Genomic DNA, 25971 nt, shown 5'->3' on the forward strand with positions numbered 1-25971 from the left:
TCAACAGCGCCGATGACGGACCCGCGTTCCGCTCTTTTGGCTGCCTATCTGGAGCGCCGCGCGGATCTCGTGCAGTTCTTCACTCTGCGCCTGAAATCGCCGGCGGCCGGCGAGGACCTTGTCCAGGATATCTACCTTCGCCTCGAGGCCGTGGACCCCACTGCCGAGGTTCGCAACGCTGCGGGCTATCTCTACCGGCTCGGCGCCAACCTGATGCTGGACCGCATACGAGGCGAACGGCGGGCGAGCGCACGCGATCACGAATGGCGCGACGCCTACGGCGCCTTGGTCGGCGGCGAAGACATCTCAGAAGCACCCGCCGCCGACGACGCCTTGGCGGCTCGCCAACGCCTGGCCGCGGTCGTGGCGGTGCTGCAGGAGATGCCGGAATCCACGCAACGGATTTTCAACCTGCACAAGTTTCAGGGCCTTAGCCACGCTGAGGTGGCCCTGGCGCTCGGGATCTCGCGCAGCGCCGTGGAAAAGCATGTGATGGCGGTGCTCAGGCGGCTGGCGGAGCGGCAGATATGACCTGGACGTTGGGAATCTGTGAGGCGCGCGGCGCGCGGCGGCGTCATATTCGTGGGACGGCGCGCAAATGGGCGCCGCATGTGGCGGGTCGATGAGCGGCAGAAGCGACAAGACGGGCGGGGGACAGGCGGCCGACGTGGCTGCCCGCTGGTTCGTGCGCCTGCAGGACGACGCCTCGACCGGGGACGACTGGCTGGCGTTTGAGACGTGGCTGGGGGAATCAGCTGCGAACCAGGCCGCGTATGATCGGGTAGAACGCGCCTGGGTGGAGGTGGAAGACGCCGCGGCCGCGCTGACACCGCCGACCGCGCAGGTGGCAGCGAACGATATCGTCGCCGCGCCACTGCGCCGACGCTTCGATCTGGCGACCCCTCGTCGCGCGGCGAGCCGCCAAGGGTCTTCGCGGCGCACTTGGGTCCTCGGCGGCGCCGCGCTCGCGGCGAGCCTCGCCGTGGCGGTGGTGGGCGTGAATCAATGGTCCGGCGCGTCGAGCGAGACCTTCACGGCGCCCCTTGGCGAGACACGGCAGGTAACCCTGGCGGACGGCAGCCACGTCTGGCTTAACGCCGGCACACGCCTCGACGTCCGCCTGGAGCGAAAGGCCCGCCATGTCGAACTCGCCGACGGAGAGGCGGTGTTCGACGTCACCCACGACCCGGCGCGCCCCTTCGTGATCTCCACAGGTCAGCGCGACGTGCGCGTGGTCGGGACGGAATTTAACCTCCGGCAGCGGGAGGGCGACTTCGACCTGACCGTGCGCCGCGGCGTGGTCGAGGTCCGCCGGGCGGGCGCGACGGCGAAGCCAGTCCGCGTCGCCGCCGGTTACCGCATGAGCGCCCACCGCGACGCCCGACCGGTGCTCGTCCAGACGACGCCGGATCATGCCTTCGCCTGGACCCGGGGGCAGCTGGTCTATGAGGCCGCGCCGCTCTCCAAGGTCGCCGCCGATCTCAGCCGCAGCCTGGGGACACCGGTGCGCGTCGCGGACGCCAAGACCGGTGAGCTTCGGTTCTCCGGCGTGCTCGTCCTCGACGGACACGACGCCGTCCTGCGCCGCCTTGAGGGTTTCGCGCCGGTCCGCGCGGAGCCGTCCGGCGAGGGCTATGTGATCCGCCGCCGCTAGGCGCCAAGAATGTTTTGAGGGAGTCGCGGGTTGGCGGCGTCGGTTCCGTATGCGGATCGGATTCCTCTTCAATCACGACCAGGTCCATCAGGTCGCCCATAGCCTGCCGATCGCGCTCGCGCTCGCGCGGGCCGGCTCGGGCGCGGAGATCGTGGTGGCCACCACCAATGCCCGGCTGAGCGCAGAGGTCATCCGTTTGGGGGAAGGGTTGATCGGACCGGCCATCCGCATGGTCGAGCTGGGCCTGAAACGCCGGACCAGCCGTCTGGCGAAGGGTGCGCTGGAGGCCGTCCTGCCGGCGACCAAGCTGCTGGTGTATGGCGACAACCTCGACTTCTTCCGCAGCCTGGACATTCTGGTGGTGGCCGAGAAGACATCGCTGATCCTGAAGACCCGCCATGGGCTGAAGGACCTGAAGATCGTCCATACCCGCCACGGCGCGGGCGACCGCGCCATCGGCTTCGACAAGGCCAGCGCCCGCTTCGACCACGTCCTGGTCTCAGGCCCCAAGATTCGGGAGCGCCTGGTGGGCGAAGCGGGCGTGGATCCCGCCAGTATTTCGGTCGTGGGCTATCCCAAGTTCGATGTCGTCGCCGGCGGCGGCAATGTGCGCCCGTTGATCGACGACGGCCGGCCAGTAGTTCTCTACAACCCCCACGTCTCGGCGCACCTGTCGTCCTGGTACGCAGCCGGCCGTCAGGTGCTGGACTGGTTCGTCGAGCGCGACGACTTTCACCTGATCTTCGCGCCGCACGTCATGCTGTTCGAGCGGCCGTTCGTGCTGACGATCGACAAGCTGCGCATCGACCGCCCTGGCCGGATTGAGGAGCGCTACCTGCGCGCGCCCAACATCCACATCGACCTGGGCAGCCGGGCCTCCACCACCATGGCCTACACCAACCGGGCCGATATCTACCTCGGCGACGCCTCGAGCCAGGTCTACGAGTTCCTGTTGAAGCCCAGGCCCTGCGTGTTCCTGAATCCGAACCGGCTGCCCTGGCAGGGGGATGCGAACTTCGCCCATTGGCAGGCCGGCGCAGTGATCGAGACGGCGAGCGAACTGGGCGTGGCGCTGGAGGGCGCTCATCGCGAACACGCGCGAGGCTACCGGGCCGTTCAGCAGGCGATGTTCGACGCCAGCTTCGACCTGACCGACGAGCTCTCATCTGTGCGCGCCGCGCGCGCTGTGGCCCGGTTCGCGGGGCTGTCGACGCCAGGGCTGGCCGCGCCCCAGGCCGGCCGACGGGTCGCCCATGCCTGAGGCGTGCCGGGGAAGCGTCGTCGGCCGCATCTACGGCAATCTCGGACGGCTGCTGGGCGGCAAGGCCGCGGCCGGTGTCGTCAGCCTCGTCTATATCGCCATCGCCGCCCGGGAGCTGGGGCCGGCCGAATATGGCGTCCTTGTCCTGGTTCATACCTACGTGATGACCGTGGGCGGCCTCATCGAGTTCCCGGGCTGGCATGCGGTGGTGCGCTACGGCGCCCAGGCGCTGGAGGCCGGGGACCGGCCCCGGGTCACGCGGCTGTTGGCCTTCGCGGGCGTGGTCGAGATGGCGGCCGGGGTGCTGGCCGTGGCTATCGCGGCGATCTTGGCGCCCTGGGTCGGTCAGAAGCTGGGCTGGTCGCCCACGGCGATCGCTTTCGCCCTGCCGTACAGCCTGGCGGTTCTGGCCTCGATCCGCGCGACCCCTGCCGGATACCTCCAGCTTGCCGGGCGCTTCGACCTGCTGGGCGCGCACAGCGTCGTGGCGCCCCTCTTCCGCCTGGCCGGCGCCGGCATCGCGGTCGCGGCTCAGGCCGGGCTGCGCGGCTTCCTGATCGCCTGGCTGGTGGCGGCCCTGGCCGAGTGGGCCGCCATGTGGGCGCTGGGCGCCTGGGCGGCCAGGGGCAAGTTCACCTGGCGGGACTTGAGGTCGGGCCTTAGCGGCGTGCCGGCGGAGAACCCCGGCCTGTGGCGGTTCATGTGGGGCGCCAACGCCGATGTGACCCTCTCGGAGTTCGCCGGGCGCGCGGCGCCGCTCGCGGTGGGCTGGATCCTCGGCCCTGCCGCGGCCGGTCTCTATGCCGTGGCGCAGCGCGCCACCGTCGTGATCTCCCAGCCCGCGCTCGTGCTGGGGCAGGCGGCCTACGCCGAGCTGGCGCGGCTGGCGGCTGCGGGCCATCGCGGCGCCCGCATACGCGCTGCCCTGGGGCCCGCGATTGGGATCGCACTGTTGGCGGCCGCTCCGGTCTGCGTCCTGATCGGCCTCTTCGGCCCGTGGGTGGCCACGACGGTCGCCGGTCCCGCGTTCGCCGGAGCGGCGGGGATCATGCTCTGGCTGGCGCTGGCCCGAGCTCTGCAGCTCGCCGCGCCGCCGCTCAGCGCCACGCTGACGGTGCTGGGCCGCCCCGGCTTGTCGGTGCGGGCGAACCTGTTGAGCTGCGTCGGTCTGCTGGCGCTGTTGCCGCCGCTGTTGGCGTGGCTGGGCCTGGGCGGCGCCGCAGCGTTCGCCATTCTCCAGGCGGTCGCGGCCGTCGGCCTGCTGGCCGTTGCCGTGCACGGCGAGACCCGCGGGGCCGATCTGCTCGTCGCGGAGACCCGAGCCTGATGCGTATCGCCTACATCATCAACTCGGTGGAAGGCGGCGGCGCGGCCCTGCCGGTGCCGGCGGTGGCCCGCGTGCTGCAGGGTTGCGACGCGAGGGTCGAGGTCTATGCCCTGTCCCGCCGCGACGGCCGCGCCATCGCGCCGATGGAGGCCGCCGGGCTCAGGGTGCATGTCCGCCACGGCGGGGAGACGGATCACCTGGCCGCCTTCCGCTGGCTGGAAGCCCAGATGGTCCAGGCGCGGCCCGACGTCATCTGGACCTCGCTCACCCGCGCCACGCTGCTCGGCCAGCAGGTGGGGCGGCGCCAGCGCGTCCCGGTGGTGAGCTGGCAGCATGCCGCGTTCCTGAAGCCCGCGAACCGCCTCCTGCTGCGCGCCTTCCAGCACCTCTCGACGCTGTGGATCGCCGACTCTCACAGCGTCGCGGCCCTGACGCGCCAGCGCCTAGCCGTGCCGCCCGATCGCCTGATGACCTGGGGCCTGTTCGCCGCCGACCCCGACGCGCCGCGCGCCAGGCCCTGGCGGCCGGGCGCGCCGCTGAAGCTGGGGACCCTGGGCCGGCTGCACCCGGTGAAGGGCCACGACGTCCTGATCGCCGCGCTGTCGCGCCTGCGGGCCCAGGGCTTCCGGCCCATCGTCCCGTTCGAGGTGCGGATCGCCGGCGAGGGCGCCGAGCGTGCGAACCTGGAGGCGGCGCTGGCCGCAGCGGGGCTCGATAACGTCAAGCTCACGGGGTTCGAGCCCGATCCGAAGGCGTTCCTGGCCGATCTGGACCTCTACATCCAGCCGTCACGGTCGGAGGGACTATGCATCGCGGTCCACGAGGCCATGCAAGCCGGGCTGCCGACCCTGGTCTCGGCAGTGGGCGAGCTGCCCTACAGCGTCTGCGACGGCGAAACCGGGCTGGTGGTGCCGCCGGACGACCCGGGCGCGCTGGCCCAGGCGCTGACCTGGCTACTCTCTCATCCGGAGCGGCTGGCCGGCATGGGCGCAGCGGCCCGGGCCCGGGTGCTCGATCGCTTCGGCGGCGCCTCGTTCGTCCAGACGGGCGCCGATATCGTGGCGCGTTTGCCGGTCAGGTGCGCCAGCGACCCAGCCGCCGTCCCAGATCGATCGCCAGGCCGCCCAGCGAGCGGTCTATCCGCTTGACGTCGATCAGGGTGAGGTCGCCGCAGGCCGAGAGCGTGTGGAGGCCGTCCGCGTAGCGGCCGGCGCTCGCCGGCGCCGCCAGCGGCGGGCCGGCCTCGGATGTGAACCGGTCCGGCGTCAGCTCGTGGATGCGCAATAGCCGGATCGCGCCGCCATACGTCGACGTGCAGTCCTGCACCGGCAACGTCAGCGCGCCGCCATCCACGAACGGCGTCCCGCCCGGCCGACTGCTGGCGAGGTCGATGCGTAGAGGGTTTCCGGGGTGGACCCGCCAGGGGCCGGTCAGGGTCTCGGCGAAGGCCAGGTGCAGCCGGCCCTGCTTCATCGCCTGCGACCCTGAGGGCGCATAGGCCAGCCACCAGAGGCCGCCGTGTCGGAACGGCGTGGCGTCGACCGCCGGCGTATCGAGCTCCAGCCGCGCGGCGGGCTCCCAGCCGTCGGGGAAGTCGGCGGCGCGATAGACGGTGAGGCTGCCGGACCGGTGCGCCTCCGGAAGCATCCAGGTCTCGCCGTCGGCCTCCACCACGAACGGATAGGACAGGTGCCAGGGTTCACGGAGGACCGTCTTGCGTGCAACCAGGGTCAGGTCGGGCGCAAAGGTCAGAGCGTCGATGACCCCATGGCGGGTGCGGTAGTCGTAGGCCTCGACGAAGACGTGCAGCCGGTCGTCGCGCCACAGCCCGAACGGATCGGCGAGAAACGTGAAGGGCGCTCCCTCCGGCAGCCAATGGATCGGTGTGTCGCCAAGGCGTCTCGCCGCCATGGCGATGGGCGCCTTGGCGATCCCGATCCGCCAGATATCAGAACGCCGGGGCATCTCCCGACCTAGCGAGGTGGCGCGTCCAGGGCAATCGCGCAGGTTTTTTTCGCGAGTTGGTGAGGCGGTCCGCGGACCGTGGCGTCATCAGATCAAGGCGGAGGTTTCCGCCGCCCAGTCGCCGGGGGGCGCCGGGAGTACAATGCATATCATCTGTGATTTCGACGGGACGATCTCGCGTGGCGACACCACCGATCTGGTCCTGGATCGTCTGGCCGACCCGGCCTGGCGCGCGATCGAGGACGACTGGCTCGCCGGCCGGATCACCGCCGCCGCCTGCATGCGCGCCCAGATCGCGCTGATCGGCGGCTCCGACGCCGATCTCGACGCCTTGCTGGACACGGTCGAGCTGGATCCCGGCTTCGTGGCCTTCGTAGCCTGGTGCGCCGGGCGCGGCCTGGCGATCAGCATCGTCAGCGACGGGGTCGACCGCTTCATCTACCGGATCCTCGAGCGCCATCGCCTCGGCCATCTGCCGGTGTTCGCCAACCGCCTGGCTGGGACGCCGGTCAGGCGGACTCTGGAACAGCCGTGGGCCCGCGAAGGTTGCGCCGCCGGCTCCGGGGTCTGCAAGTGCGCGCTGTCCGGCGCCTGGTCGGAGCCCAAGTGGCCGATGACCGTCTACGTGGGCGACGGCCGCTCGGATTTCTGCGTCTCGGACCGCGCCGACCTGCTCTTCGCCAAGGCCGCGCTGGCCGACTACGCCGCGGCCCGCGCCCGCCCCTTCGTCCCGTTCGAGACCTTCGACGACGTCACGCGCGTCCTCGAGCAGCGGCTGGGCAAGCCCGTCGCCGGTCGCGCGGCGCCTCTCTGAGATCTTCCAGGAGTTCCGAATGTACGACGCACCCGCTCCGGCCACGGAAGCCGAACTGCGCGCCCTCGAAGCCGACTACTGCTCGTGGGGCGACACGGTCCACTACCTCGACCATCCCAAGTTCTTCGACACCTGCGAGGGCTCGTACATGTACGACGCCGAGGGCCGGGCGTTCCTGGACCTGCAGATGTGGTACTCGGCGGTCAACTTCGGCTACCGCAACCCGCGCCTCAACGCCGTCGCCCACCGCCAGCTGGACCGGCTGCCGCAGGTGGCCTCGCAGTACCTGCACCGCGAGAAGGTCGAGCTGGCCGCGACCATCGCCCGCGACATCGAGGCCAAGTTCGGATCCAAGGGTCGGGTCCACTTCAACGTCGGCGGCGCCCAGGCGGTCGAGGACTCGCTGAAGATCGTGCGCAACGCCTCAGGCGGGAAAAGCCTGATGTTCGCCTTCGAGGGCGGCTACCACGGCCGCACCCTAGGCGCTTCGGCGATCACCTCGTCCTATCGCTATCGCCGTCGCTACGGCCACTTCGGCGACCGGGCCCAGTTCATCGAGTTCCCGTACCATTTCCGCGGTCCGCCCGGCATGACCAAGGAGGAGTACGGCGAGCACTGCGTGGCCAAGTTCGCCCGGCTGTTCGAGACCGAATACAACGGCGTGCTCGACACCAAGACCGGCCAGGCCGAGTTCGCCGCCTTCTACATCGAGCCGATCCAGGGCACCGGCGGCTATGTCATCCCGCCGCCGAACTTCTTCATCGGGATCAAGAAGGTCCTCGACCAGCACGGCATCCTGCTGGTGGTCGACGAGATCCAGATGGGGATGTACCGGACGGGCAAGCTCTGGTCGATCGAGCACTTCGGCGTGCAGCCCGACGTGCTGGTGTTCGGCAAGGCGCTGACCAACGGCCTCAACCCGCTCTCCGGCCTCTGGGCGCGGGAAGAGCTGATCAACCCGACCGTCTTCCCGCCGGGCTCCACCCACTCGACCTTCAACGCCAACCCGATGGGCACGGCGGTGGCGCTGGAGACCCTGCGCATGTGCGGCGAGCTCGACTACGGCCGCTCTGTCGCGGAGAAGGGCGCCTACTTCCTGGAGGGCCTGAAGGCGCTCCAGGCGCGCTGGCCGCAGATCGGCGACGTCGACGGCCTGGGCCTCGCGCTCCGCTGCGAGATCTGCGAGGCCGACGGCTACACCCCCAACAAGACACTCCTCGACCGCATGGAAGAGGAGGCCATGAAGGGCGACCTGGAGGCCGGAGGCCGGCGGATGGGGCTGATCCTCGACGTGGGCGGCTACCACAAGAACGTCATCACCCTGGCCCCCTCGCTGGAGATCACTTTCGAGGAGATCGACCAGGCGCTGGAGCTGCTCGACGCCCTGCTTCGCCGCTGCGTCGCGGCTTGAAGGCGCGCCCGTGCAGGCTGTCATGCTGCTCCTCGATGACGCGCTGATCCCCCAGGCGCGGTTGCGGCAGGTGGTCTGCGCGGGCGATGGCCTTGTGTTGGACTACCGCGATCTCGGACCCGGGCTTCGTCTATGGAGCCGGCCAGCGCCGCTGGAGCGTCTTCGCAAGCGTCTCGCTCACGCTCTGCCCGCCGGCTCCGGACCGGCGGTGGTGTTTGCGGGATCGGGCGACTTCCACCATGTCACGCCGGTTCTTCTTGAGCGGGCTGTCTCCGCCGCGGGCGGGCCGCCCGTCACCCTCGTCCATTTCGACAACCATCCGGACTGGGTGAAGTTTGGCCCCGGCGCGCACTGCGGCTCGTGGGTCAGCCTCGCCGCCCGCATGCCGCAAGTCGTGCGCGTCCTCACGATCGGGGTCTGCAGCAACGACATCCGTCCCGCGGCGGCACGGAAGGCCGACCTATCGGCCGTCGCGGACGGACGGCTGGAACTCTACGCCTACGGGGCCGGCCCCACGGAGCGGACGTTCGCGGTCGCGGGGCGTCAATGGCCTACGATCGAGGGGGTCGGGGCCTGGGCGTTCGCCCACTATCTGCCCGGGCGAATCGAAACTGAGGCGGTCTACATCACCATCGACAAGGATGTGCTGAGACCTGAGGAGGCCGGCACCAACTGGGACCAGGGGCGGATGACCGCCGCCTTGCTCGAGGAGTTCCTCGTCGCAGCCACCCGCGGTCGCCGCCTGATCGGCGCCGACGTCGTGGGAGACTGGTCGCGACCCCGCTACGGCGGGGGACTTGCGGCGGGGCTGCTGAAGCGGGGCGAAGCGGCGCTCGACCAGCCCTGGCGGGCGCCGTCCCCTGAGGCTCTGGCCCGCAATGAAGCGACCAATCTGATGCTGCTGCGTCTCCTCCGCGAGGCCGGCGCGTGACGGCCCCCCTGTCTACATGGACCTTCGGTCTGCTGTTGTTCTGCGTGCTGACGGACATCGGCCGCGAGATCAACTTCAAGGCCGCGACGATGCGCGCGGACCGCGACCGCTACGTCGTCTCGCTGCTCACCCACCCCTTCCTATGGATGGGGATCGTGTTCTGGGCGGTGGAGGGCGTGGCCTGGCTGCTGGTCCTGGAACACACCGCGCTGGCGATCGCCTTCCCGGTCATGGCCCTGACCTATGCGGGCACGCCGCTGGCGGCTGGCCTCATGCTGGGCGAGCGGCTCAACCGCGGCCAGCGGATGGGCGCCGGCCTGGTGGCCGTGGGCGTCGCCATCGTTTCCCTCTCCGACCTGAAAGGCTGAAGCCCGATGAACGACCTGAGTTTCGGGGTCTCACGTGATCGCTCCAAGGGCGTGCTGTTGCTGCACGGGCTGACCGGCGCGCCGGCGGAGATGCGGCTGCTAGGCCGTCGGCTGAGCCGGGCGGGTTTCACGCTGAGCGCGCCGCTGCTGGCGGGCCACGGGGCCGACCAGAAGGCGCTCCTGCGCAGCACCTGGCGCGACTGGCTGGACTCGGCGCGCGAGGCCTATCGCAAGCTCGCCGCCGAGGTGGACGAAGTCTATGTGGCCGGCATCTGCGTGGGTGGCGCGCTCGGCCTGGCGCTCTGCGCCGAGGCGCCCGAGATCCGCGGCGCGGCGGTCTACTCCATGACCTTCGAATATGACGGCTGGAACATGCCGCGCTGGGCCACGGCCGCCCCGCTGATCCAGCTGGTCGCCAACCTGCCGCTGGCCCGTCGGATCGGCTTCGCCGAGCCCTATCCCTACGGCCTGAAGGATCTGCGCCTGCGGGAGATGGCGTCGCGGCCGGACGCCAACCTGATCGAGGGCGCGATCGACCGCATGCCGCTGGGCTCGCTCTACCAGATGTACCGCCTGGGCCGTCACGTGGACCGGATCGCGCCGGAGGTCTCGGCCCCGGTCCTGATTGTTCACGCCGACGAGGACGACATGAGCCACCCGCGCAACGCCGCGCGGCTCCAGGCCGGCTTGGGCGGGCCGTCCGAAGTGCTGCGGCTCGACGACAGCTATCATATGGTCCACGTCGACCGGCAGCACGCCCTGGTCGCCCAGCGCACCGCCACCTTCTTCGGCGCGCCGATCGGGGCGCGGGCTCGCGCCGGAGCGCCGGCCGATGCCTGAGGTCCGCGTCGTCGACAGTCTGGCCGAGGTCGAGCAGGCGCAGTGGGCGGCGCTGTTTCCCGGCGAGATCGAGGATTACGACTACCTGACCGCCATCGAGCGATCGGGCCTGCCCGGTTTCCGCTGGCGCTATGTCCTGGCGTTTGAGCGCGGCGAACTGGTGGCGGCCGCGCCCGCCTTCCTCACCGACTATCCGCTGGAGACCACGCTGACCGGCGCCGGCCGGCGCGTGGCGGGCGCTCTTGATCGGCTGTTCCCCGGCCTCCTCACCCTGCCGCTGGCCTGCATCGGCTCGCCCTGCACCGAGAAGGCCTTGATCGGGATCGCGCCGTCCGTCGAGCCCGCCTTACGGGGCGCGTTGGTGAACGCCCTGGTGACCGGCTTCGAGGCGGCGGCCCGAGGTGAAGGCTGCAGCCTCATCGGGGTGAAGGACATGGTCGAGGGCGACCGCCCCGGCTGGGGCGCGCGGGCCCTGGGCTACCGGTCCATCGCCAGCCTGCCCATCGCCCACCTGGACATCGATTTCCCGGACCTGGACCGCTACTGCCAGCGGCTCAGCGCCAGCGCGCGCAAGGACATGCGCCGTAAGCTGCGGGCGCTGGACCGGGTGCGCATCGAGGTCCGCACCGACGTCGACGACGTCATGGATCGCATCATGGCCCTCTACGCCGAGACCCGTGGCCGGGCCGACATGAGCCTGGAGGAGCTGACCCCCGCCTTCTTCCGCGGCGTGCTGCGCGAGATGCCGGGCCGCGCGCTGTTCGTGCTCTACTTTGACGGCGCCGACCTGCTGGCGGCGAACCTGCTGCTGCAGGACGGGACGACCCTTGTCGACAAGTACTTCTGCATGGAGGCCGCGCGGGGGCGGGCGTTCAACCTCTACTTCCTGAGCTGGTTCACCAACATCCGCCTCTGCCTGGAGGGCGGCTGGACCCGGTATCAGGCCGGACAGGCGGCCTATGGCGTCAAGCTGCGGCTGGGCAGCCGGCTCACGCGCACCGCCAACTACTTCCGGCATCGCAACCCGGTGCTGAACGCCTTGCTGGGCCTCGCCGCACCGCTGTTCGCCGCCGACCCCGTCCCGGAGACCGCGGCATGACCATCTGGAGCCAGGCCGGCGGCCCCAGCCTCGTCCGGCGGCGGATTTCGCTGTGGGCGCTGTGCGGCGCTCTGCCAATCCTCAGCGTCGGCTATCAGATCACCGCCAAGCAGACGGCGCGGGCGCTTGCGCACATCCCCTTCGGCTGGGACTGGCTGGAGCGCCTGGTCCAACTGCACTGGGCCCAGGCCATGCTGGCGCTGGAGATCGCCAGCTTCGCGGCCTGGATGACCGCCCTGTCCGAGATGAAGCTCAGCGCCGCGTTCCCGATGTCGGCGGTGAGTTACGTGCTGATCATCGTGGCGGGCTGGACCCTGTTCCACGAACCGGCCAACGCCGGACAGGTCGTGGGCGGCGTCGTCATCCTCTCAGGCATCTGGCTGATCGGCCGCTCCGAGCCGGAGGACGCGGCGTGAGGTCCATGGCGCTCAAGTCGCTGATCTACGAATGGCGGCGGTTCGCGCCGGCGATGGTGGCCGTGGCGTTTTCGGGCCTGTTGGTCCTGTTGCAGGCCGGCGTCATCCTGGGGATCTTTTCGCTCTCGAGCCAGTACGTGACCCGCTCGGGCGCCGACCTCTGGATCGGCTATCCGGGCGTCCAGAGCCTGGACCTGGGCCGTCCCTTGAGCGGGCCCGCCGAGGTCTACGCCTGGATGAACCCGCATGTTCGGCGGGTGGAGCCGTTCCTGTGGGGATCTGGCGAGTGGCGGACGCGCAGCCAGGGGATGGTCAACGTTTACCTCGTGGGGATCGACCCGCGGCCGGACGGCCTGGCGCTGTCCGACGCCCTGCCCCCGGCGCAGCGCGCCCTCCTCACCGAACCCGACTCGGCCCTGGTGGACGACGCCGACCTGCACAAGCTGCAGACGGCGGTGGGTGAGGTGGCCGAGGTGAACGGCCGCTACCTGCGCATCGTCGGCGTGACGCATGGCCTGCGCGCCCTGGGCGGGGTGAACGTCATCGCGTCGGTAGCCACCACGCGGCGGCTGGACCCGGCGGCGGGGCCGCAGGGCCGGGTCGCCTACCTGCTGGCGAGGCTGGACGATCCCAAGGCCGCCGATCAGGTCGCGGCCGCCCTCAACGCCGACGGCGCATCGCGCGGCTTCGAGGCCCTGACGGCCCCGGCGTTCGCACGGCGGACCACGCTTTACTGGCTGGTGGAATCCGGCGCGGGCGTCGCCTTCGTCTTCGGCAGCGCGGTGGCGATCCTGGTGGCCGGCGTGATCACCAGCCAGACCCTTTCCGCCGCCGTCGCCGGCTCGATCCGGGAGTACGCCGCCCTGCGCGCCCTGGGCTTCTCCATGCGGGCGCTTCGGCGGATCGTCGTCGCCCAGAGCGCCTGGGTGGGCGGCGCGGGCCTGGCGGTCGGCGGCCTGTTCACCGGACTGCTCACCGTGGCGGCGGCGGCCGGCGCCATCCCCATCATCCTCACCCCAGCCATGATCGCCGTCGCGGCGGCCCTGGTCATGCTCACCGCCCTAGGCTCCGGTGCGCTCGCGCTGCGCCGTGTCGCCCAGGCCGATCCCGCGGTCCTGCTGCTATGAAACGAATGATTCTTCCGATCCTGCTGGCGCTGGCGTCCTGTGCACCGAAGCCTGCGCCGGCTCCGACGCAGAGCGGTCCCGCCGCGGTGGCGGTCGCCAAGGGCGTCGTCGAGGCCCAGGGCGGCCTGATCCGGGTGCTCGCGCCCCGCGACGGCCTGGTCATCGCGCCCCTGGCGGAGGAGGGCGCCGCCGTCGCCGCCGGGCAGGTGCTGGCCCAGGTGGACGACCGTCAGGCCCGGCTGATGCTGGACGCCGCGACGGCCGATCTGGGGGAGCGCCGCGCCCAGGCCGAGGTCGCCGGAGCCCGCGCCGCCGGCGCCGAGCGCGAGGCGCGCCGCCTCGCGACCCTGGCCGCGGCCGACGCCGCCACGCGCCTCGAGGCCGAACAGGCTGCGACGGCGGCCTCGGTCGCGCGCGGCGAGCACCGCCAGGCGCTCCAGGCCCTGGCCGCGACCGAGGCCCGCCAAAGGCTGGCCGCGTACGACGTGGAGGTCAGCACGATCCGGGCGCCGGTGGCCGGCCGGGTCGTGCGACGCACGGCGGCCGTGGGCGGCTATGTGGCGGCCGCCACGCCGCTGTTCGTCATCGAGCCCGCCGGGCCTCGCCTGGTGCGCGCTGAGCTGGACGAGGCCTTCGCCGACCGCGTGGCTCCGAACGCCCGGGCCGTTGTGACCCGGGAGTATCAGCAGGGCCGGACGTACTCGGCCCAGGTCGTGCGGGTGTCCGACCTGCTGTCCGGCCCAGTCCTGGCCGAGGACGCGGCGTCACGCGCCGACGCCCGCGTGGTCAGCGTGATGCTGAGGCTGCCGCCGACCTCGGACCTGCGGCTGGGCCAGCGCGTCCTCGTGCGGTTCATCCCGTGAGGGTTCTCCTGGTCGCGATGTCCGGTCTCGCCGTGGGGCTGGCCGGCTGCAGCGGCCTCACGGCCGCAGATCGCGGGCCGCGGGGCGACCCGATCGCCCGGCTGAACGTCTCGACGCCGGCGCCGTGGCGCGAGGACTTCGGCGACCCGGTGCTGCACGGCCTGCTGCGGCAGGCGGACGCCGGCGCGCTCGACACCAAAGCGGCCCTGGCCCGCCTGGAGAAGGCCGACGCCGAGGTCGAGGCGGCCGACGCGGTGCGCGGGATCAACGTCTTCGCCGGCGTCGCCTCCGCGGTCGGCGGGCGCACCTTCCGCACAGCGACCTCGGCCGCGACACCGACGCTGGAGATCACCAACGAAGTGGACGTCTGGGGCCGCATCAAGCGCAGCCGCCAGGCCGCCCGCTCCGAGCAGAGCGCCACCCGGTACGACTTCGAGGCCGTTCGGTGGGAGGTGGGCGCGCGGACCGCCCGGACCTACCTGGCCCTCCGAACCGCCCAGGTCGAGGCGCGCGCGGCGGGACGGCGGCGTGAGCTCGCCGAGCAGACCCTGGACCTGGTGCGGAAACGCGCCGCGCAGGGCGCGGCCATCACGCGGGACGTGGAGGCCCGGCGGCTCGCCGTCGATGCGGCCCGCGACCTGGCGCTCAGGGCCGACGAGGCGGCGCACATCCAGGCCGCGCGTCTCGCGGACCTCACGGGCCGGCCGGCGGCGATCCCGGTCCAGGCCTCGGTCCTCGATCTGGGCGCCTCGCCGGACGCCGTGGCCTCGACGGTGATCGACGCACGGCCCGACGTCCGCGCCGCCCGGGCGCGGATCGACGCCGCCGACCATCATCGCGCCTCTGCCATCGCCGCCAGCCGGCCCCAGTTCCAGATCGCCGCGGCCTTCGGCTCGCCGGACGCGGCCATCGCCAGCCTGCTGGACGTCCGGGCGCTGGCCTGGGCGGTGGCGGGGACCGTGTCGCATCAGATCCTCGACGGCGGGGCCCGCCGAGCCAAGGTTCACATCGCCACCGCGGAGGCCGACCTCGCCGACATCGCCTATCGCCAGGCCGTGCTGGCCGCCTGGAACGATGTCCGGGAGGCTCTCGCAGCCGAGGCCCAGGCCCGCCGCGCCCTGAGCGCAGCCGAGGGGGACGCGCGGCTGGCGCAGGCCGCGCTCGCGTCCGGCCGAATGCGCCACGACGCCGGCGCGGCCGACGGCCTGTCGATGGTGGCTCTGCAGGATGCCGCCGTGCAGGCGGCCGACGCCGCGGATCACGCCCGGCTGCGTCTCGCGGAGGCTCGCGTGCAACTGGCCCTGGCGACCGGCAGATGAGCGAGCGCGTGATCGAGGCTTCCGGCCTGACCAAGGTCTATGGCGCAGGCGCCCAGCGGGTGGATGCGCTTCGCCCCACCGACTTCCACGTGGACCGGGGGGAGTTCGTGATGGTCTCCGGACCATCGGGCTCGGGGAAGTCCACCCTGCTCGCGCTCGTCTCAGGCCTGCTGACGCCGAGCGCCGGGACGGTGCGGGCTCTAGGCCGCGATATCCGCGCGCTGTCGGGCGACGCCTTCGACCGGTTGCGGCTGGAGCACTTTGGTTTCGTCTTCCAGGGCTTCCACCTGCTGCCCGCGCTCACCGCCCTGGAGCAGGTCGCCATCGTGCTCGAACGACAGGGCATCCAGCGCGACGCGGCGCATAGGCGGGCAGCGGCGACCCTGGCGCGCGTGGGCCTGGGGTCCCGCCTGCACAACCGGCCGTCCGAGCTGTCCGGCGGCGAGAAGCAGCGGGTGGTCATCGCCCGCGCGCTGGCCAAGCAGCCGCAGATCATCTTCGCCGACGAACCGACGTCGGCGCTGGATTCCGCGAACGGCCGCGATGTCACGCGCTTGCTCCGGGCCGCTGCGCTGGAGGAGGGGGCGTCCGTCGTCTGCGTGACCCACGACCCCCGCCTGATCGAGCACGCCACGCGGCTGGTGCGGATGGAAGACGGCGCGGTGCTTTCCAATTGAGGTGGTCGCGCGCCGGCGGCGTCGATAGAGCGAGCCCCCGAGCCGGGGCTCCGGGACACGGAGCGATCATGGGCTTGCGAACACTTGATCGCCGTCTGGTTCTGCAAGGCTTGGCGGGCGCCGCCGCGGCCGTGTCCGCCCCTGCACGGGCCGACGAGCCGGCGCCCGCCTTCGTCACCCCTGCCTTCGTCGCATTGGGCGACTGGGGACGCGACGGGGACCGTCACCAGACAGAGGTCGCCCAGGCGATGGCCCAGGCGGCCGCAGAGGTGCGCAGCCGCTTCGTGATCTCGGTCGGCGACAACTTCTACCCTGCCGGGGTGCGCTCGGCGGACGACCCCCAGTGGAAGACCTCGTTCGAAGACATCTATACCGCGCCGGCGCTGCAGACCCCGTGGTACGCTGCGCTCGGCAACCACGACTATCGCGGCCGCCCCGGCGCCCAGCTTGCTTACGCCCGCCGCGACAACCGCTGGCGCATGCCGGACCGCAGCTATGTGGTTTCCAGCGCCGAGAGCGGTATACCGAACCTGGATATCTTCGTCCTCGACACCACCCCGATGGTCGGGGATTACGGCGAGGCCGCGATGCGCTTGATGCGTGGGCGCATTCGGGTTCCGAGACCTGGTCCCCAGATGGCCTGGCTGCGGCGGTCGCTGCAGCGATCTCACGCCGACTGGAAGATCGTCGTGGGCCACCATCCCCTCTACTCGGGCGGCCGCCATGGCGGCTCGGTCGAGTTGGCCCGCCGCCTCGATCCGATGTTCGCGACCCACGGCGTGCAGGCCTATCTCTGCGGCCACGACCATGCCCTGCAGCACATCCAGATCGGGGGCGTGGCCCACATTTGCGCGGGGTCCGGAGCCTCGGCGGGACCGGCCGGGGATATCGAGGGCACGCGCTTCCGGCTGTCGCGGCCCGGCTTTGCGGTCTTCGCCATGGAGGACCAGACGCTGCGGCTGGAGTTCCGCGACTTCAACGGCCGTTCGGTCTACCGGACGGCCATCCCGAAGGCGGGCGGTTGACCATGGCGATCGTCTCGCTCCTGCAGCGGGCGCTGGAGCCCCTGGTCCGGACCGGCTCGCTGACGCTCCGGTTTGCCGGGGGACGGCAGATCGAACTGGGCGACGGGACCGGCAGGCGGGTGGCCATCCGCTTCACCGACCGCTGGGCTCCCTGGGCGCTCCTGCTCGACCCGGACCTCCAGACGGGGGAGTTGTTCACCGACGGCCGCCTGGTGGTCGAAGGGGGGACGATCTACGACTTCCTCCACCTTGTCATGCGCCACTCCGCTGAGACAGATCCCTCCTCAAGCGCGGCGGCCCTGGACCGCCTGCGGACCGGGTGGCGGCGATGGACCGGCGGCAACAACCGCCAGCGCGCGCGACGGAACGTGGCCCACCACTACGACCTGGACGACCGCCTCTACGCGCTCTTCCTCGATCCCGAGTGGCAGTATTCTTGCGCCTATTTCGAGAACCCAGGCATGTCGTTGGCCGAAGCGCAAAGGGCCAAGATGCGCCACGTCGCCGGGAAGCTCTCACTGACGGGCGGCGAGCGGGTGCTCGACATCGGCTGCGGCTGGGGCGGGCTCGCCTGCTACCTGGCGCAGGTGGCCGGCGCGGGCGCGGTCCTCGGCGTCACGCTGTCGGATGAGCAGATCGCCCGCGCCCGGGACCGCATCCTGGCCCGCCGGCTGACCGGCCGGGTGGAGGTAGCGCTTCGCGACTTCCGCGACGTGGACGGGACCTTCGACAGGATCGTTTCCGTCGGGATGTTCGAGCACGTGGGTCGGGCCGGCTACGACGACTTCTTCCGCACATGCCGCAACCGTCTGGCCAGCGATGGCGTGATGCTCCTCCACACCATCGGAGTCTCCGACGCGCCCAGCCTGACCAACCCCTGGATCACCAAGCATGTGTTCCCCGGCGGTCACCTGCCGGCGCTGTCGGAGATCTTACCGGCCATCGAGCGGGCCGGGCTCATGGTCACCGACATCGAGGTGCTGCGCCTGCACTACGCAGAGACGCTCCGGGCGTGGCGTGAAGCCTTCATGGCGCGACGCGCGAGCGCTGCTGCGCTCTACGACGAACGCTTCTGCCGCCTTTGGGAGTACTACCTGTCGATGTCGGAGACGGCCTTCCGCTGCGAAGGCGTCGTGGTGTTCCAAATCCAGCTTGCGCGTCGCATCGACGCCCTGCCGATCACACGCGGGTACATGGCGGCGAGCGAGTCAGCGCTACGAGCCGGCGACGTCGAGAGCGTGGACCGGCGACAGGCTCAAGCCCACTGACGGGCGGCTACCCCCTCCCGGGGAGCGAGCATGAGCGGTGGCGGCCCCAGGGAGCACAGGTCCGCAGTCGCCCAAACCGCGGGCGTCCGCCAACTCACCGCCGGGTCGCAACGAGGAGGGCGCCCGCCGCGATCAACGCGACCCCGGTCCAGCCTCGAACGTCGAGCCGTTCCCCCAGGAACACGGCCGCGAAGACCACCACCAGAACCACGCTAAGCTTGTCCAGGGGAGCGACCCTTGACGCCTCCCCCAGTTTGAGGGCCTGGAAGTAGCAGAGCCAAGACAAGCCGGTGGCCGCGCCGGAGGCGACGAGCGCGCCCACGATCCGCGGCGGGGGTGATCCAGCGCCCACGGCGGCGCCCTGGGCAAGCCAGACCCCGACCACGATCACCAGGATCACCGCGGTCCTCACCACGGTGGCGAAGGCGGGGGGCAGGCTGTCCACGCCGACCTTCGCCAGGATGGCGGTGGCGGCGGCGAAGGCTGCGGAGAGGATCGCCCAGCCCTGCCAGGTGATTTGCATCATCGTCTCCGGCCTGAATGGCCAAGAGTGTGCGCCGACCCAGGCGCGATCGCCAGCGTCAGCGTCTACTGGAGCGCGGCCATCGTCGGAAGCCTGTGGATCTTCCTGGCGTTCGAAACGTCCCGGCGCGCGCGGGAGCTGCGTGCGCCGACGGCCACGTGCTTGGCCTCCTCGCCGAGCTCTCCGTCACCCGCCGCTACGCCCGTGGCCTGGAGCATGTGCAGCACGGGGTCTTCGGGGAATCGTGACCCGGCGTATTTCCACGCTGCCCTCAGATGCATGGCGTCGGCAGCGGCGGCGTGCGTGCTTCCCCCGCGCGAGCTATGCGATCTTCGACTTCTGCCCCTATGCGAAAGCAAACATGGAAGCCCGTATGCGGCTTTCCGCCTAGGGAGCCCGCCTCGCGGATTGCTGCCTCTCAAGCCTCCACCAGGTCCGTCCAGAGCGGCTCCGAGGTTGCCCGTTGCTGCGGTAGCGCCTCCGGAGCCACGAGCTCGATCCAAGAGAAATCGACGGCCCCCGAAAGGGGCGTGGCGGCCGGTTCCGACCCGCGAGATACGCCTGTTCCTGTTGAGGGCTTCGCACTGCCACGGCAAGGCGGGAACAACGTCTCCAAGTGTGCGGACCAGCGATCCAAGGCGTCCCGCTTCTCCGCGGCGTAGGCGTAGAGATTGTAGTGGCGCGCCGTGACGGCAGCCCCGCCGCCGCCGTCCTTATGCGCCAGCACCTTGGAGACGATGTAGGGCGGCACGCCCAGGGCCGCGATCCCGGTCGCGCCGGTCCGCCGCAGATCGTGAAGCCGGACGTCGTCGAGGTCGAGCGCTGCGGTGAGGTCGGCCATGGCGTGGCTGAGCGCCGCGGCTTCGATGGCGGCGTCGTTCGTGTGGGGCGAAGGGAAGACGAACCCGCTCGCGCCCTTGCGCCGCGCGTCCTGCAACTGCAGCGCTTCCTTGATCAGCACCACGGCTTGGTCAGATAGCGGCACGAGGTGCTCCGAGCGGCCCTTCGTGCGCTCGGCGGGGATCAGCCAGGTCTTGCGCTCAAGGTCGAGCTCGTCCCTGTGCATCCCGGCGATCTCGCCACGACGCTGCAAGGTGAACAGGGCCAACGCGATGGCGATGCGAACGGATCGGCTGACCAGCACCTTGTCACCAGCCTTCTTGTCGCGGATGACCAGCGCATCGCTATTCTGCAGCGCGGCCCAGAAGGCCTTCATCTCGTCGTTGGTCAGTGTTCGGGTCCTCGCCGAAACCTCGGACACCCGAGCCACATGCGTGACTGGGTTCAGGACGAGCCGCTCCTCGCCGATCGCGAAGTTGAACATCTGCGAGAGGAGGGCGCGCGCCCGGTTGGCTTGCCCGCCGGACGCCTCGAAGATCTCGCGCAGGAGCAGGCGAACGCGGCTGCGCGTCACGTGCTCCACCAGGTCAGATCTCAATCGCGGCTCTAGGTGCTTGGCCCAGAGCCACCGTTCAGCAGCAAGGGTGCTGGGCGCCTTCTTCCGGCCTCGGCCGCTTCGGTGCGTTCCAGACTCGCAGGCGGCGAAGTAGACCTGGGCGAGGTCCTTCATCGATTTGATCGGTTGGGAGCGGGCCGTCTCTCGAACACGACGCCGTTCGACGGCCGGATTTCGGCCGGCGTCGATCTGGGCCCGGAGTTTCCGGGCGGCGACTCTGGCCCCGTGCAAGGTGAGGGCGCAGATCCCTTCGTCGTCGGGCTCCGTGTCGGTCGTCGGATCGAAGAGGCCGATGTGGATACGGCTCTGGGCGCCCGTGATGCGATCTCGATAGCGATAGGTCCACGACTTGCGCCCGCTGGGCGACACCCGCAGGGCTAAGCCGCGGACATCGAAGTCGCGATACTCCGTCTGGACGGACACTGTTCCCTTCGCGGTCTCCCGAGTGCGCGGCCGCGCACTCCGGCAGAAGGCCGCGGTCAGGTTCTGGGAAGGCAGTTTTGGCACGTCCTGGGCTCCCGTCTCGATTTGTGACCTGACGCCTCGCGGCACACTGTCAGGTCACAAAACCTTGAAAATCGACGTGGAACTGTGCAAATGGACGAAGCCTCCTGCAACTCACAAGAGTTTGTATTGTTTGGAAGATTCAGTGTTCACGGTGTTTCAGGCTGTACCGTTCGGGAGCTTCTACGAATCTGAGGGTCGGACGTTCGAATCGTTCCGGGCGCGCCACTTCTTCCCCTAGAGCAGTAACTTGCGAGGTCGGCGGAAGGCGGTCCGCGCCTTCCCCGTCTTCGAAAGACGGCGCTAAGACGGCTGAGCGCCCACCCGCAATACCAAGACCCTGCCCGCTTCAAGAGCTCGCGCACCGTCGGCGCCCACTTCGGCCTGACGCCCAAGCGCTTCCAGTCCGGCGAGAAGGACAACCCTGACCGGATCTCCCACGCCGGCGACGCCGGCGTCCGGGCCACCCTCTACGCGGCCGCCAACGCCATGCTCATGCGCTCCATCGCCTGGTCCAGCCTGAAGGCCTGGGGCGTACGACTGATGAAGACCAAGGGCCGCCGCCGGCGCGCCGTCGTCGCGGTGGCCCGCAAGATCGCTGTCGTCCTGCATCGCATGTGGGTCGACGGCGCCGACTTCCGGCGAGGATCGGAGGCTGCGGCATGACCTGACCCGCTCAGCTCGTACGATCCTCGGCCGGATCGTCCCACGCGGACGACGGGATGGATGAAGCCGAGAATGTCTGCTGCACCTTGAGTGCGCCCAACAGCGAGTCTCTCCAGACCCTGATCCCATGCATGCGCGCAGCGGCCCCGCTCAACAGGGACCACCAGACTGCGAAGAGAAGCGTGACCCGCGTGAACGACCCACCGGCCATCAAGCCATCAGGAGCTTGACCCCATGTCCGATTAGAGAAGCGGACATCGGCATCTGGCCGGACAGCGGACATCCTCACCCGTCTGCCCGGCGTCGCTCCCGTCCATTCCCGCTTCGCCATGCGCAACGTGCGGCTGAACCGCAGTACGGGCCGGGACGGACCGGCTAGCCGGTCTTCAAGGCTTGGCCGGCGGGCCGACCAGGGCGGCCACAAGACGGTTGCGTATGGCGTCCAGCACGGCGGCCTCGCGCACCCCCGTTTCGGTGTTGATCTGGAAGGCCACGGCGATCTTCAGGTCTGGAAAATAGGCCAGATCCGACCGGTAGCCAGGGTAGTAGCCGCTGTGCCCGTAGAGCGTTCCGTAGGGCGTCGGCGCGGTCGACACGCCCAGGCCATAGGTCTTCGGCGATCCCTCGCGTATCGGCACGCCACGCAGCATTTCCGGCAGATAGTCGCCCAGCATCGCCTTACCGCCGTAGAGGGCCGCCGCCCAGCGCGCCGCGTCATGGGCGTTGGTGACCACCCCGCCGCCGGTCCACTCCGAGGCCGGATTCCAGCGCAGTCGGCCCGGCGCAACCGCGATGGTGTCCGGCAGGGGCGCGCCACTCGGCCAGACTGGGTAGCCCTGCGTCAGGCCGGGGATGCGGCGCTGGTCGGCCGGCGCTGTCAGGGTGAGGCCGAGCGGGTCCCAGAAGAGGCGGCGCGCCAGGTCGTAGAACGGCTGCTTCGCCGCGGCCTCGATCACCAAACCGGCGATCAGGTATCCGGTATCGCTGTAGGCGTAGCCATGCCCCGGCTCGAACAGCGCCGTCTGCCCCTTCAGGAAGCCGATGCATTGCTGGGCGGTGAGCGCTTTTTCCGGGTCGCTCTGGGCGAGTTTCATCAACGTCAGCCCGAACGTAGGCGAGTTGACGTGGTCGCGCAGGCCTGAGGTGTGGCCCAGCAACTGGCGCATGGTGATGCGGTCCATGTTGGGCAGGCCGGTCATCCAGTCCGGATGGCCGAGGTAGCGGGTGATGGGGGCGTCGAGGTCCAGGCGGCCCTGCCGGGCGAGCGCGAGCGCGGTCGCCGACACATAGGTCTTGCCCGTGCTGCCGGACATCATGCGGTCCTGCGGGGTCATCGGCCGCCCGGTGGCCTTATCGGAGACGCCCACGGCCACCATCCCGCTGCGCCCGTCAGGCAGCACGAAGCCCGCCGTCGCGCCGGGAAAACCGATCTCCTGGCGCGAGGTTTCCAGCGCCGCCTGGAACGCCGCCAGCTTGGTCGCGAAGTCGTCGGCCCGCGCCACGGCGGCCGACATCGCCAACGCCAGGCCGACGCAGATCCGCAGCCACAGTCGTTTCATGGATTTCCTTCCTGACGTCCGGCCTGCGTCGCAAGCAGGCTCCCGGCGGTATCGATCAGCTGTGCGACCTCGCCGTCCTTGCCGCCCAGGCCCTGCGCCCGCGCGAGCGCCGACGCAGCCTCGACCTTGCGCCCGCCCCGGGCCAGTTCCACCGCTAGGCGCGCCTGGGCGAAGGCCGAGGCGGGGAACAGCTCGGCATTGGCGGCGATCAGCGCGGCGCCGGCCCTCCGGACGTCGGCCTGCGGCGCGACGGCCAGGCCCGCGAAGGTCTGCAGCGTGCCTGCCACATCGTCGGCGGTGTGGTCGCTGAAGTACCAATCCTCTCGCGCCGCCGCGACCTGACGGAGCGCTCGTAGGGCGCCGGCCTCACCGTCGCGGGTGAAGGCCGCGCCGATGTATCCGGCCGCATACCTCGGACACCGGGGCGTCGCCGCGCCCGAAGCGGCGTCCAGGGCACGTCGCCACTCGCAGATGGCCCCCAGGATGACGCCGTTGCCGTTCTCACCGTTGGTCAGCACCACGATGCCATCGCCGGTCTTCGCAACGTACTGGGCGTTGGCCTTCCAGCCGGCGTTGCTGCCGCTGTGCCCGACGATGCGGCGGCCGTCGCCGCGAATGGTCACGGCCGCCCCGGGGCCATAGCGGATGGCGGACGGGTCGGGCAGCGTCTCCGGGGCCAGCATGGTCTGGGTGACGCTGGGCCGGCCGAGCGAGACGTCGGGCGGCGCCATCGGCGTGGCGAGCAGGGCGGAGGCCGCGGGCGACAGCAGGCCGGCGCGCCCTTGGGCCGGATCGAAAGCGGCCACCAGGATGGCGGCAAGGTCGTCGGCCGTGGTGCTAAGACCCGCCGCGGCGAGGTTGGGCAGCACGCGCGGCGGCATTGCGTGGCCGGCCAGGTCGTGCGGGCGCGCGACGTCGTCCTGCAGAATGGCGTCGTAGGCGAAGCTCGTCCGGCCGAGCTTCAGCGGGTCGAACACCAGCCGCTGCATTAGCGGTTGAAACGCCGTCCCCGTGCGGTCCTCCAGCGCGACCTGCAGGACCGAATAGCCGCCGCCCGAATAGCTGAAGGCCAGGCCCGGCGGCGCGACGACCCGGACCGCCTGGGCCGCGCCCAGCTTGCCGCTCATGGAGTCGAGGATGTCGGGGACCGGCCCGGGATAGCGACTGCCAGGGAAGTAGCCGCGCACGGAAAGGCCGGCGGTGTGGCTGAGCAGGGTCCGGGCGGTGACCCGGTCCAGCGCATAGGCCGCCGGCGGCAGAGTCCAGCGGCGCAGATAGCCGCTCACCGGAGCGTCGAAGCCGATGGCGCCTTCGTCCACCAGCCGCAGCGCGCCAACCGCCGTCACCAGCTTGGAGATCGAGCCGACCAGGAAGACGGTGCGGCCGTCGACCGGTGCGCCGGTGGCCGCGTCGCGCACGCCGAACGCCAGGCTTTGCGGCGCCGCGCCCCGCTTCAGGATGACAATGGCGGCGCCCGGCACGTGATACTCCGCGAGCATCCGCGGCACGTCGCGGCGCAGCGTGTCCGCCAGCGGCGGCGCAGGTTGGGCGCCGGCCGCCGCCGATTCGAAGATCGTCGCCAGCCCGACCAGGAGAGCGCGCCAGCGCACCACCCTAGACATCGACGGCCTGGCCGGCGCGCTCGGCCGCCGCAAGCGCGAAAGCCCCGATGGCGAGGTCCTGCAGGGCGATCCCGGAACTGTCGAAGATGGTGATGTCCTCCGGCGACGTCCGCCCCGGCCGGACACCGGCAACGACGGCTCCCAGCGGGGTGACCGAACCCGCCTGGATCAGGCCGGCCTCGAAGGCCGCCTCGTATTCGCCGATGCTCAAGGCTTGCTCCACCACGTCGGCGAACAGCACCGCCTGGCCGACCAGTTCCGGATCCAGCTCGTGCTTGCCCCGGGCGTCGGCGCCCATCGCCGAGATGTGCGCGCCGGGCCGGACCCATGCGCGGCGCACCAGCGGCTCGGACGCGGCGGTCACCGTCAGCAGGACGTCGGCGGCCTCCACCACCGCCTGCAAGTCGCCGGCACGCGCGTCCAGCTCCAGTTCGTCGCACGCCCGCTGCGCGAACCGCTCGGCGTTGGCCGGCGTGCGGCTCCAGACCAGCAGCCGTTCGACCGGGCGCACCTCCATAGCCGCCAGCACGTCGAACCACGCCTGGTGGCCGGCGCCGACCACGCCCAGCGTCATGACGCCGGGCCTCGCCAGATGCTTGATCGCCACCCCGTCGGCGGCGGCCGTGCGCAGGGCGGTCAGATGCGAGGCGGAAACCAGCGCCCGCGGCGCGCCGGTGGCGTCGTCCAGGAAGAAGGTCGTGGAGCCGTGGCTTTCCAGCCCCCGGCTGCGATTTCCCGGCCAGTAGGTTCCGACCTTCAGCCCCACGAGACCCTGGTCGCGGATCAAGCCGCTCTTCATGCTGAACCGCGAGCCAGGATCCGAGCCATGGCCCAGCACCACGGGGAACACCTCAGCCTGCTGGCGATGCAGCGCGAGGAACACGCCTTCCACGACATCGATGGCGTCTCGGATCGTCACCAGGCTCCTGGCCGTCGCCTCACTCACGAATCTCATCGAACTTCATACTCGAATTTACATTGATTATCTAAGTCGAGATTACGCCATATTCCGCGCAATTTCGACTTAAACCTTGATGCATGGAGAAAATAACCCGCCACCGTATCGTGTTATGACGTCGACACCGCCCCACGCCACCCCGCCGTCGCTCGACATCCTCGCCGCCGACGCCTGCGAGGTGATCGATCTGACATCGGCCCCATCGGGAGCCTTCGCCCTGATCGCGCAGGGGACCGACGACGGGACAGACATAGACGCCTTCCTGTTCCGGGCGCCCGCGGCGGTCCGCAGAGGGCTGACCGCCCTCAACCTGCATGG

At 70.6% G+C, this 25971-nt stretch carries 26 protein-coding genes; 19 read left to right on the forward strand and 7 right to left on the reverse strand.

Features of this window, described 5'->3' with window-relative positions; genetic code table 11:
• Positions 1 to 12 precede the first annotated feature (12 nt).
• From EPO51_RS25450 to EPO51_RS25470, 5 genes are all read left to right on the forward strand, one after another.
• A complete protein-coding gene (locus EPO51_RS25450) occupies positions 13 to 531 on the forward strand; it encodes an RNA polymerase sigma factor (RefSeq protein ID WP_293356603.1) in 519 nt (172 codons plus the stop codon).
• A gap of 91 nt (positions 532 to 622) precedes the next feature.
• Positions 623 to 1654 (forward strand): FecR family protein, encoded by a 1032-nt coding sequence (locus tag EPO51_RS25455; protein WP_293356605.1) that lies wholly within the window; start codon positions 623 to 625, stop codon positions 1652 to 1654.
• A 49-nt stretch (positions 1655 to 1703) separates the two neighbouring features.
• Positions 1704 to 2915, forward strand: a complete 1212-nt coding sequence (locus EPO51_RS25460) for a hypothetical protein (RefSeq protein WP_293356607.1) — start codon at positions 1704 to 1706, stop codon at positions 2913 to 2915.
• Positions 2908 to 4242 (forward strand): lipopolysaccharide biosynthesis protein, encoded by a 1335-nt coding sequence (locus EPO51_RS25465; protein WP_293356609.1) that lies wholly within the window; start codon positions 2908 to 2910, stop codon positions 4240 to 4242. The genes EPO51_RS25460 and EPO51_RS25465 overlap by 8 nt, the downstream gene beginning before the upstream one ends.
• Entirely contained in the window at positions 4242 to 5390 is a 1149-nt protein-coding gene (locus EPO51_RS25470; protein WP_293356611.1) for a glycosyltransferase family 4 protein, read from the forward strand. The genes EPO51_RS25465 and EPO51_RS25470 overlap by 1 nt, the downstream gene beginning before the upstream one ends.
• On the opposite strand, the gene EPO51_RS25475 is transcribed toward EPO51_RS25470, so the two are convergent.
• A complete protein-coding gene (locus tag EPO51_RS25475) occupies positions 5317 to 6207 on the reverse strand; it encodes a glucosamine inositolphosphorylceramide transferase family protein (RefSeq protein WP_293356613.1) in 891 nt (296 codons plus the stop codon). The genes EPO51_RS25470 and EPO51_RS25475 overlap by 74 nt on opposite strands.
• A gap of 142 nt (positions 6208 to 6349) precedes the next feature.
• On the opposite strand from EPO51_RS25475, the gene EPO51_RS25480 reads away from it, so the two are divergent.
• The 13 genes from EPO51_RS25480 to EPO51_RS25540 all read left to right on the forward strand — a co-directional run bounded on the left by EPO51_RS25480 (position 6350) and on the right by EPO51_RS25540 (position 18365).
• Positions 6350 to 7021: an MtnX-like HAD-IB family phosphatase gene (locus tag EPO51_RS25480; RefSeq protein WP_293356615.1), complete on the forward strand. Its 672-nt coding sequence runs from the start codon at positions 6350 to 6352 to the stop codon at positions 7019 to 7021.
• Positions 7022 to 7040: 19 nt separating this feature from the next.
• Positions 7041 to 8432 carry an aspartate aminotransferase family protein gene (locus tag EPO51_RS25485; protein ID WP_293356617.1) on the forward strand — a complete coding sequence of 464 codons (1392 nt, stop codon included), beginning with the start codon at positions 7041 to 7043 and terminating at the stop codon, positions 8430 to 8432.
• 22 nt (positions 8433 to 8454) lie between these two features.
• Positions 8455 to 9363: an arginase family protein gene (locus tag EPO51_RS25490; protein WP_293356619.1), complete on the forward strand. Its 909-nt coding sequence runs from the start codon at positions 8455 to 8457 to the stop codon at positions 9361 to 9363.
• Positions 9360 to 9731, forward strand: a complete 372-nt coding sequence (locus EPO51_RS25495) for a permease (protein WP_293356621.1) — start codon at positions 9360 to 9362, stop codon at positions 9729 to 9731. Before EPO51_RS25490 ends, EPO51_RS25495 begins: the two co-directional genes overlap by 4 nt.
• Positions 9732 to 9737: 6 nt before the next feature.
• Positions 9738 to 10571, forward strand: coding sequence for an alpha/beta hydrolase (locus EPO51_RS25500; RefSeq protein ID WP_293356623.1), 834 nt, complete (start codon positions 9738 to 9740; stop codon positions 10569 to 10571).
• The gene (locus EPO51_RS25505; RefSeq protein ID WP_293356625.1) at positions 10564 to 11670 is read left to right on the forward strand and encodes a GNAT family N-acetyltransferase; all 1107 of its coding nucleotides are present in this window, start codon (positions 10564 to 10566) and stop codon (positions 11668 to 11670) included. The genes EPO51_RS25500 and EPO51_RS25505 overlap by 8 nt, the downstream gene beginning before the upstream one ends.
• Positions 11667 to 12086 (forward strand): DMT family transporter, encoded by a 420-nt coding sequence (locus EPO51_RS25510; RefSeq protein WP_293356627.1) that lies wholly within the window; start codon positions 11667 to 11669, stop codon positions 12084 to 12086. The genes EPO51_RS25505 and EPO51_RS25510 overlap by 4 nt, the downstream gene beginning before the upstream one ends.
• 5 nt (positions 12087 to 12091) lie before the next feature.
• Complete coding sequence (locus tag EPO51_RS25515) at positions 12092 to 13213, forward strand: ABC transporter permease (protein WP_293356629.1); 1122 nt, start codon at positions 12092 to 12094, stop codon at positions 13211 to 13213.
• Between the two features lie 5 nt (positions 13214 to 13218).
• Positions 13219 to 14076 carry an efflux RND transporter periplasmic adaptor subunit gene (locus EPO51_RS25520; protein ID WP_293356631.1) on the forward strand — a complete coding sequence of 286 codons (858 nt, stop codon included), beginning with the start codon at positions 13219 to 13221 and terminating at the stop codon, positions 14074 to 14076.
• Between the two features lie 17 nt (positions 14077 to 14093).
• Complete coding sequence (locus EPO51_RS25525; RefSeq protein ID WP_293356633.1) at positions 14094 to 15395, forward strand: TolC family protein; 1302 nt, start codon at positions 14094 to 14096, stop codon at positions 15393 to 15395.
• Positions 15392 to 16072: an ABC transporter ATP-binding protein gene (locus tag EPO51_RS25530; RefSeq protein WP_293356635.1), complete on the forward strand. Its 681-nt coding sequence runs from the start codon at positions 15392 to 15394 to the stop codon at positions 16070 to 16072. Before EPO51_RS25525 ends, EPO51_RS25530 begins: the two co-directional genes overlap by 4 nt.
• A 68-nt stretch (positions 16073 to 16140) precedes the next feature.
• On the forward strand, positions 16141 to 17097 hold the full coding sequence (locus EPO51_RS25535) for a purple acid phosphatase family protein (RefSeq protein WP_293356637.1): 957 nt from the start codon (positions 16141 to 16143) through the stop codon (positions 17095 to 17097).
• 2 nt (positions 17098 to 17099) lie between these two features.
• On the forward strand, positions 17100 to 18365 hold the full coding sequence (locus tag EPO51_RS25540; RefSeq protein WP_293356639.1) for an SAM-dependent methyltransferase: 1266 nt from the start codon (positions 17100 to 17102) through the stop codon (positions 18363 to 18365).
• Positions 18366 to 18459: 94 nt separating this feature from the next.
• On the opposite strand, the gene EPO51_RS25545 is transcribed toward EPO51_RS25540, so the two are convergent.
• The 3 genes from EPO51_RS25545 to EPO51_RS25555 form a co-directional block, all read right to left on the reverse strand.
• Complete coding sequence (locus EPO51_RS25545; protein ID WP_293356641.1) at positions 18460 to 18888, reverse strand: EamA family transporter; 429 nt, start codon at positions 18886 to 18888, stop codon at positions 18460 to 18462.
• A gap of 65 nt (positions 18889 to 18953) precedes the next feature.
• Entirely contained in the window at positions 18954 to 19115 is a 162-nt protein-coding gene (locus EPO51_RS25550; RefSeq protein WP_293356643.1) for a hypothetical protein, read from the reverse strand.
• A gap of 191 nt (positions 19116 to 19306) precedes the next feature.
• The gene (locus EPO51_RS25555) at positions 19307 to 20896 is read right to left on the reverse strand and encodes a tyrosine-type recombinase/integrase (RefSeq protein WP_363201421.1); all 1590 of its coding nucleotides are present in this window, start codon (positions 20894 to 20896) and stop codon (positions 19307 to 19309) included.
• A 264-nt stretch (positions 20897 to 21160) separates the two neighbouring features.
• Between EPO51_RS25555 and EPO51_RS25560 the strand changes: the two genes are divergently transcribed.
• Positions 21161 to 21514: a transposase gene (locus EPO51_RS25560; RefSeq protein WP_465246642.1), complete on the forward strand. Its 354-nt coding sequence runs from the start codon at positions 21161 to 21163 to the stop codon at positions 21512 to 21514.
• A gap of 386 nt (positions 21515 to 21900) precedes the next feature.
• Here EPO51_RS25560 and EPO51_RS25565 read toward each other — a convergent pair whose 3' ends face one another.
• The 3 genes from EPO51_RS25565 to EPO51_RS25575 are packed head-to-tail and all read right to left on the reverse strand — an operon-like array spanning position 21901 to position 25650.
• Positions 21901 to 23073 carry a serine hydrolase domain-containing protein gene (locus EPO51_RS25565; RefSeq protein ID WP_293356647.1) on the reverse strand — a complete coding sequence of 391 codons (1173 nt, stop codon included), beginning with the start codon at positions 23071 to 23073 and terminating at the stop codon, positions 21901 to 21903.
• Positions 23070 to 24695 carry a serine hydrolase domain-containing protein gene (locus EPO51_RS25570; protein WP_293356649.1) on the reverse strand — a complete coding sequence of 542 codons (1626 nt, stop codon included), beginning with the start codon at positions 24693 to 24695 and terminating at the stop codon, positions 23070 to 23072. The genes EPO51_RS25565 and EPO51_RS25570 overlap by 4 nt, the downstream gene beginning before the upstream one ends.
• A complete protein-coding gene (locus EPO51_RS25575) occupies positions 24688 to 25650 on the reverse strand; it encodes an ornithine cyclodeaminase family protein (protein WP_293356651.1) in 963 nt (320 codons plus the stop codon). The genes EPO51_RS25570 and EPO51_RS25575 overlap by 8 nt, the downstream gene beginning before the upstream one ends.
• Positions 25651 to 25971 lie beyond the last annotated feature (321 nt).

The organism is Phenylobacterium sp., assembly GCF_004297125.1.
Taxonomy (GTDB): domain Bacteria; phylum Pseudomonadota; class Alphaproteobacteria; order Caulobacterales; family Caulobacteraceae; genus Phenylobacterium.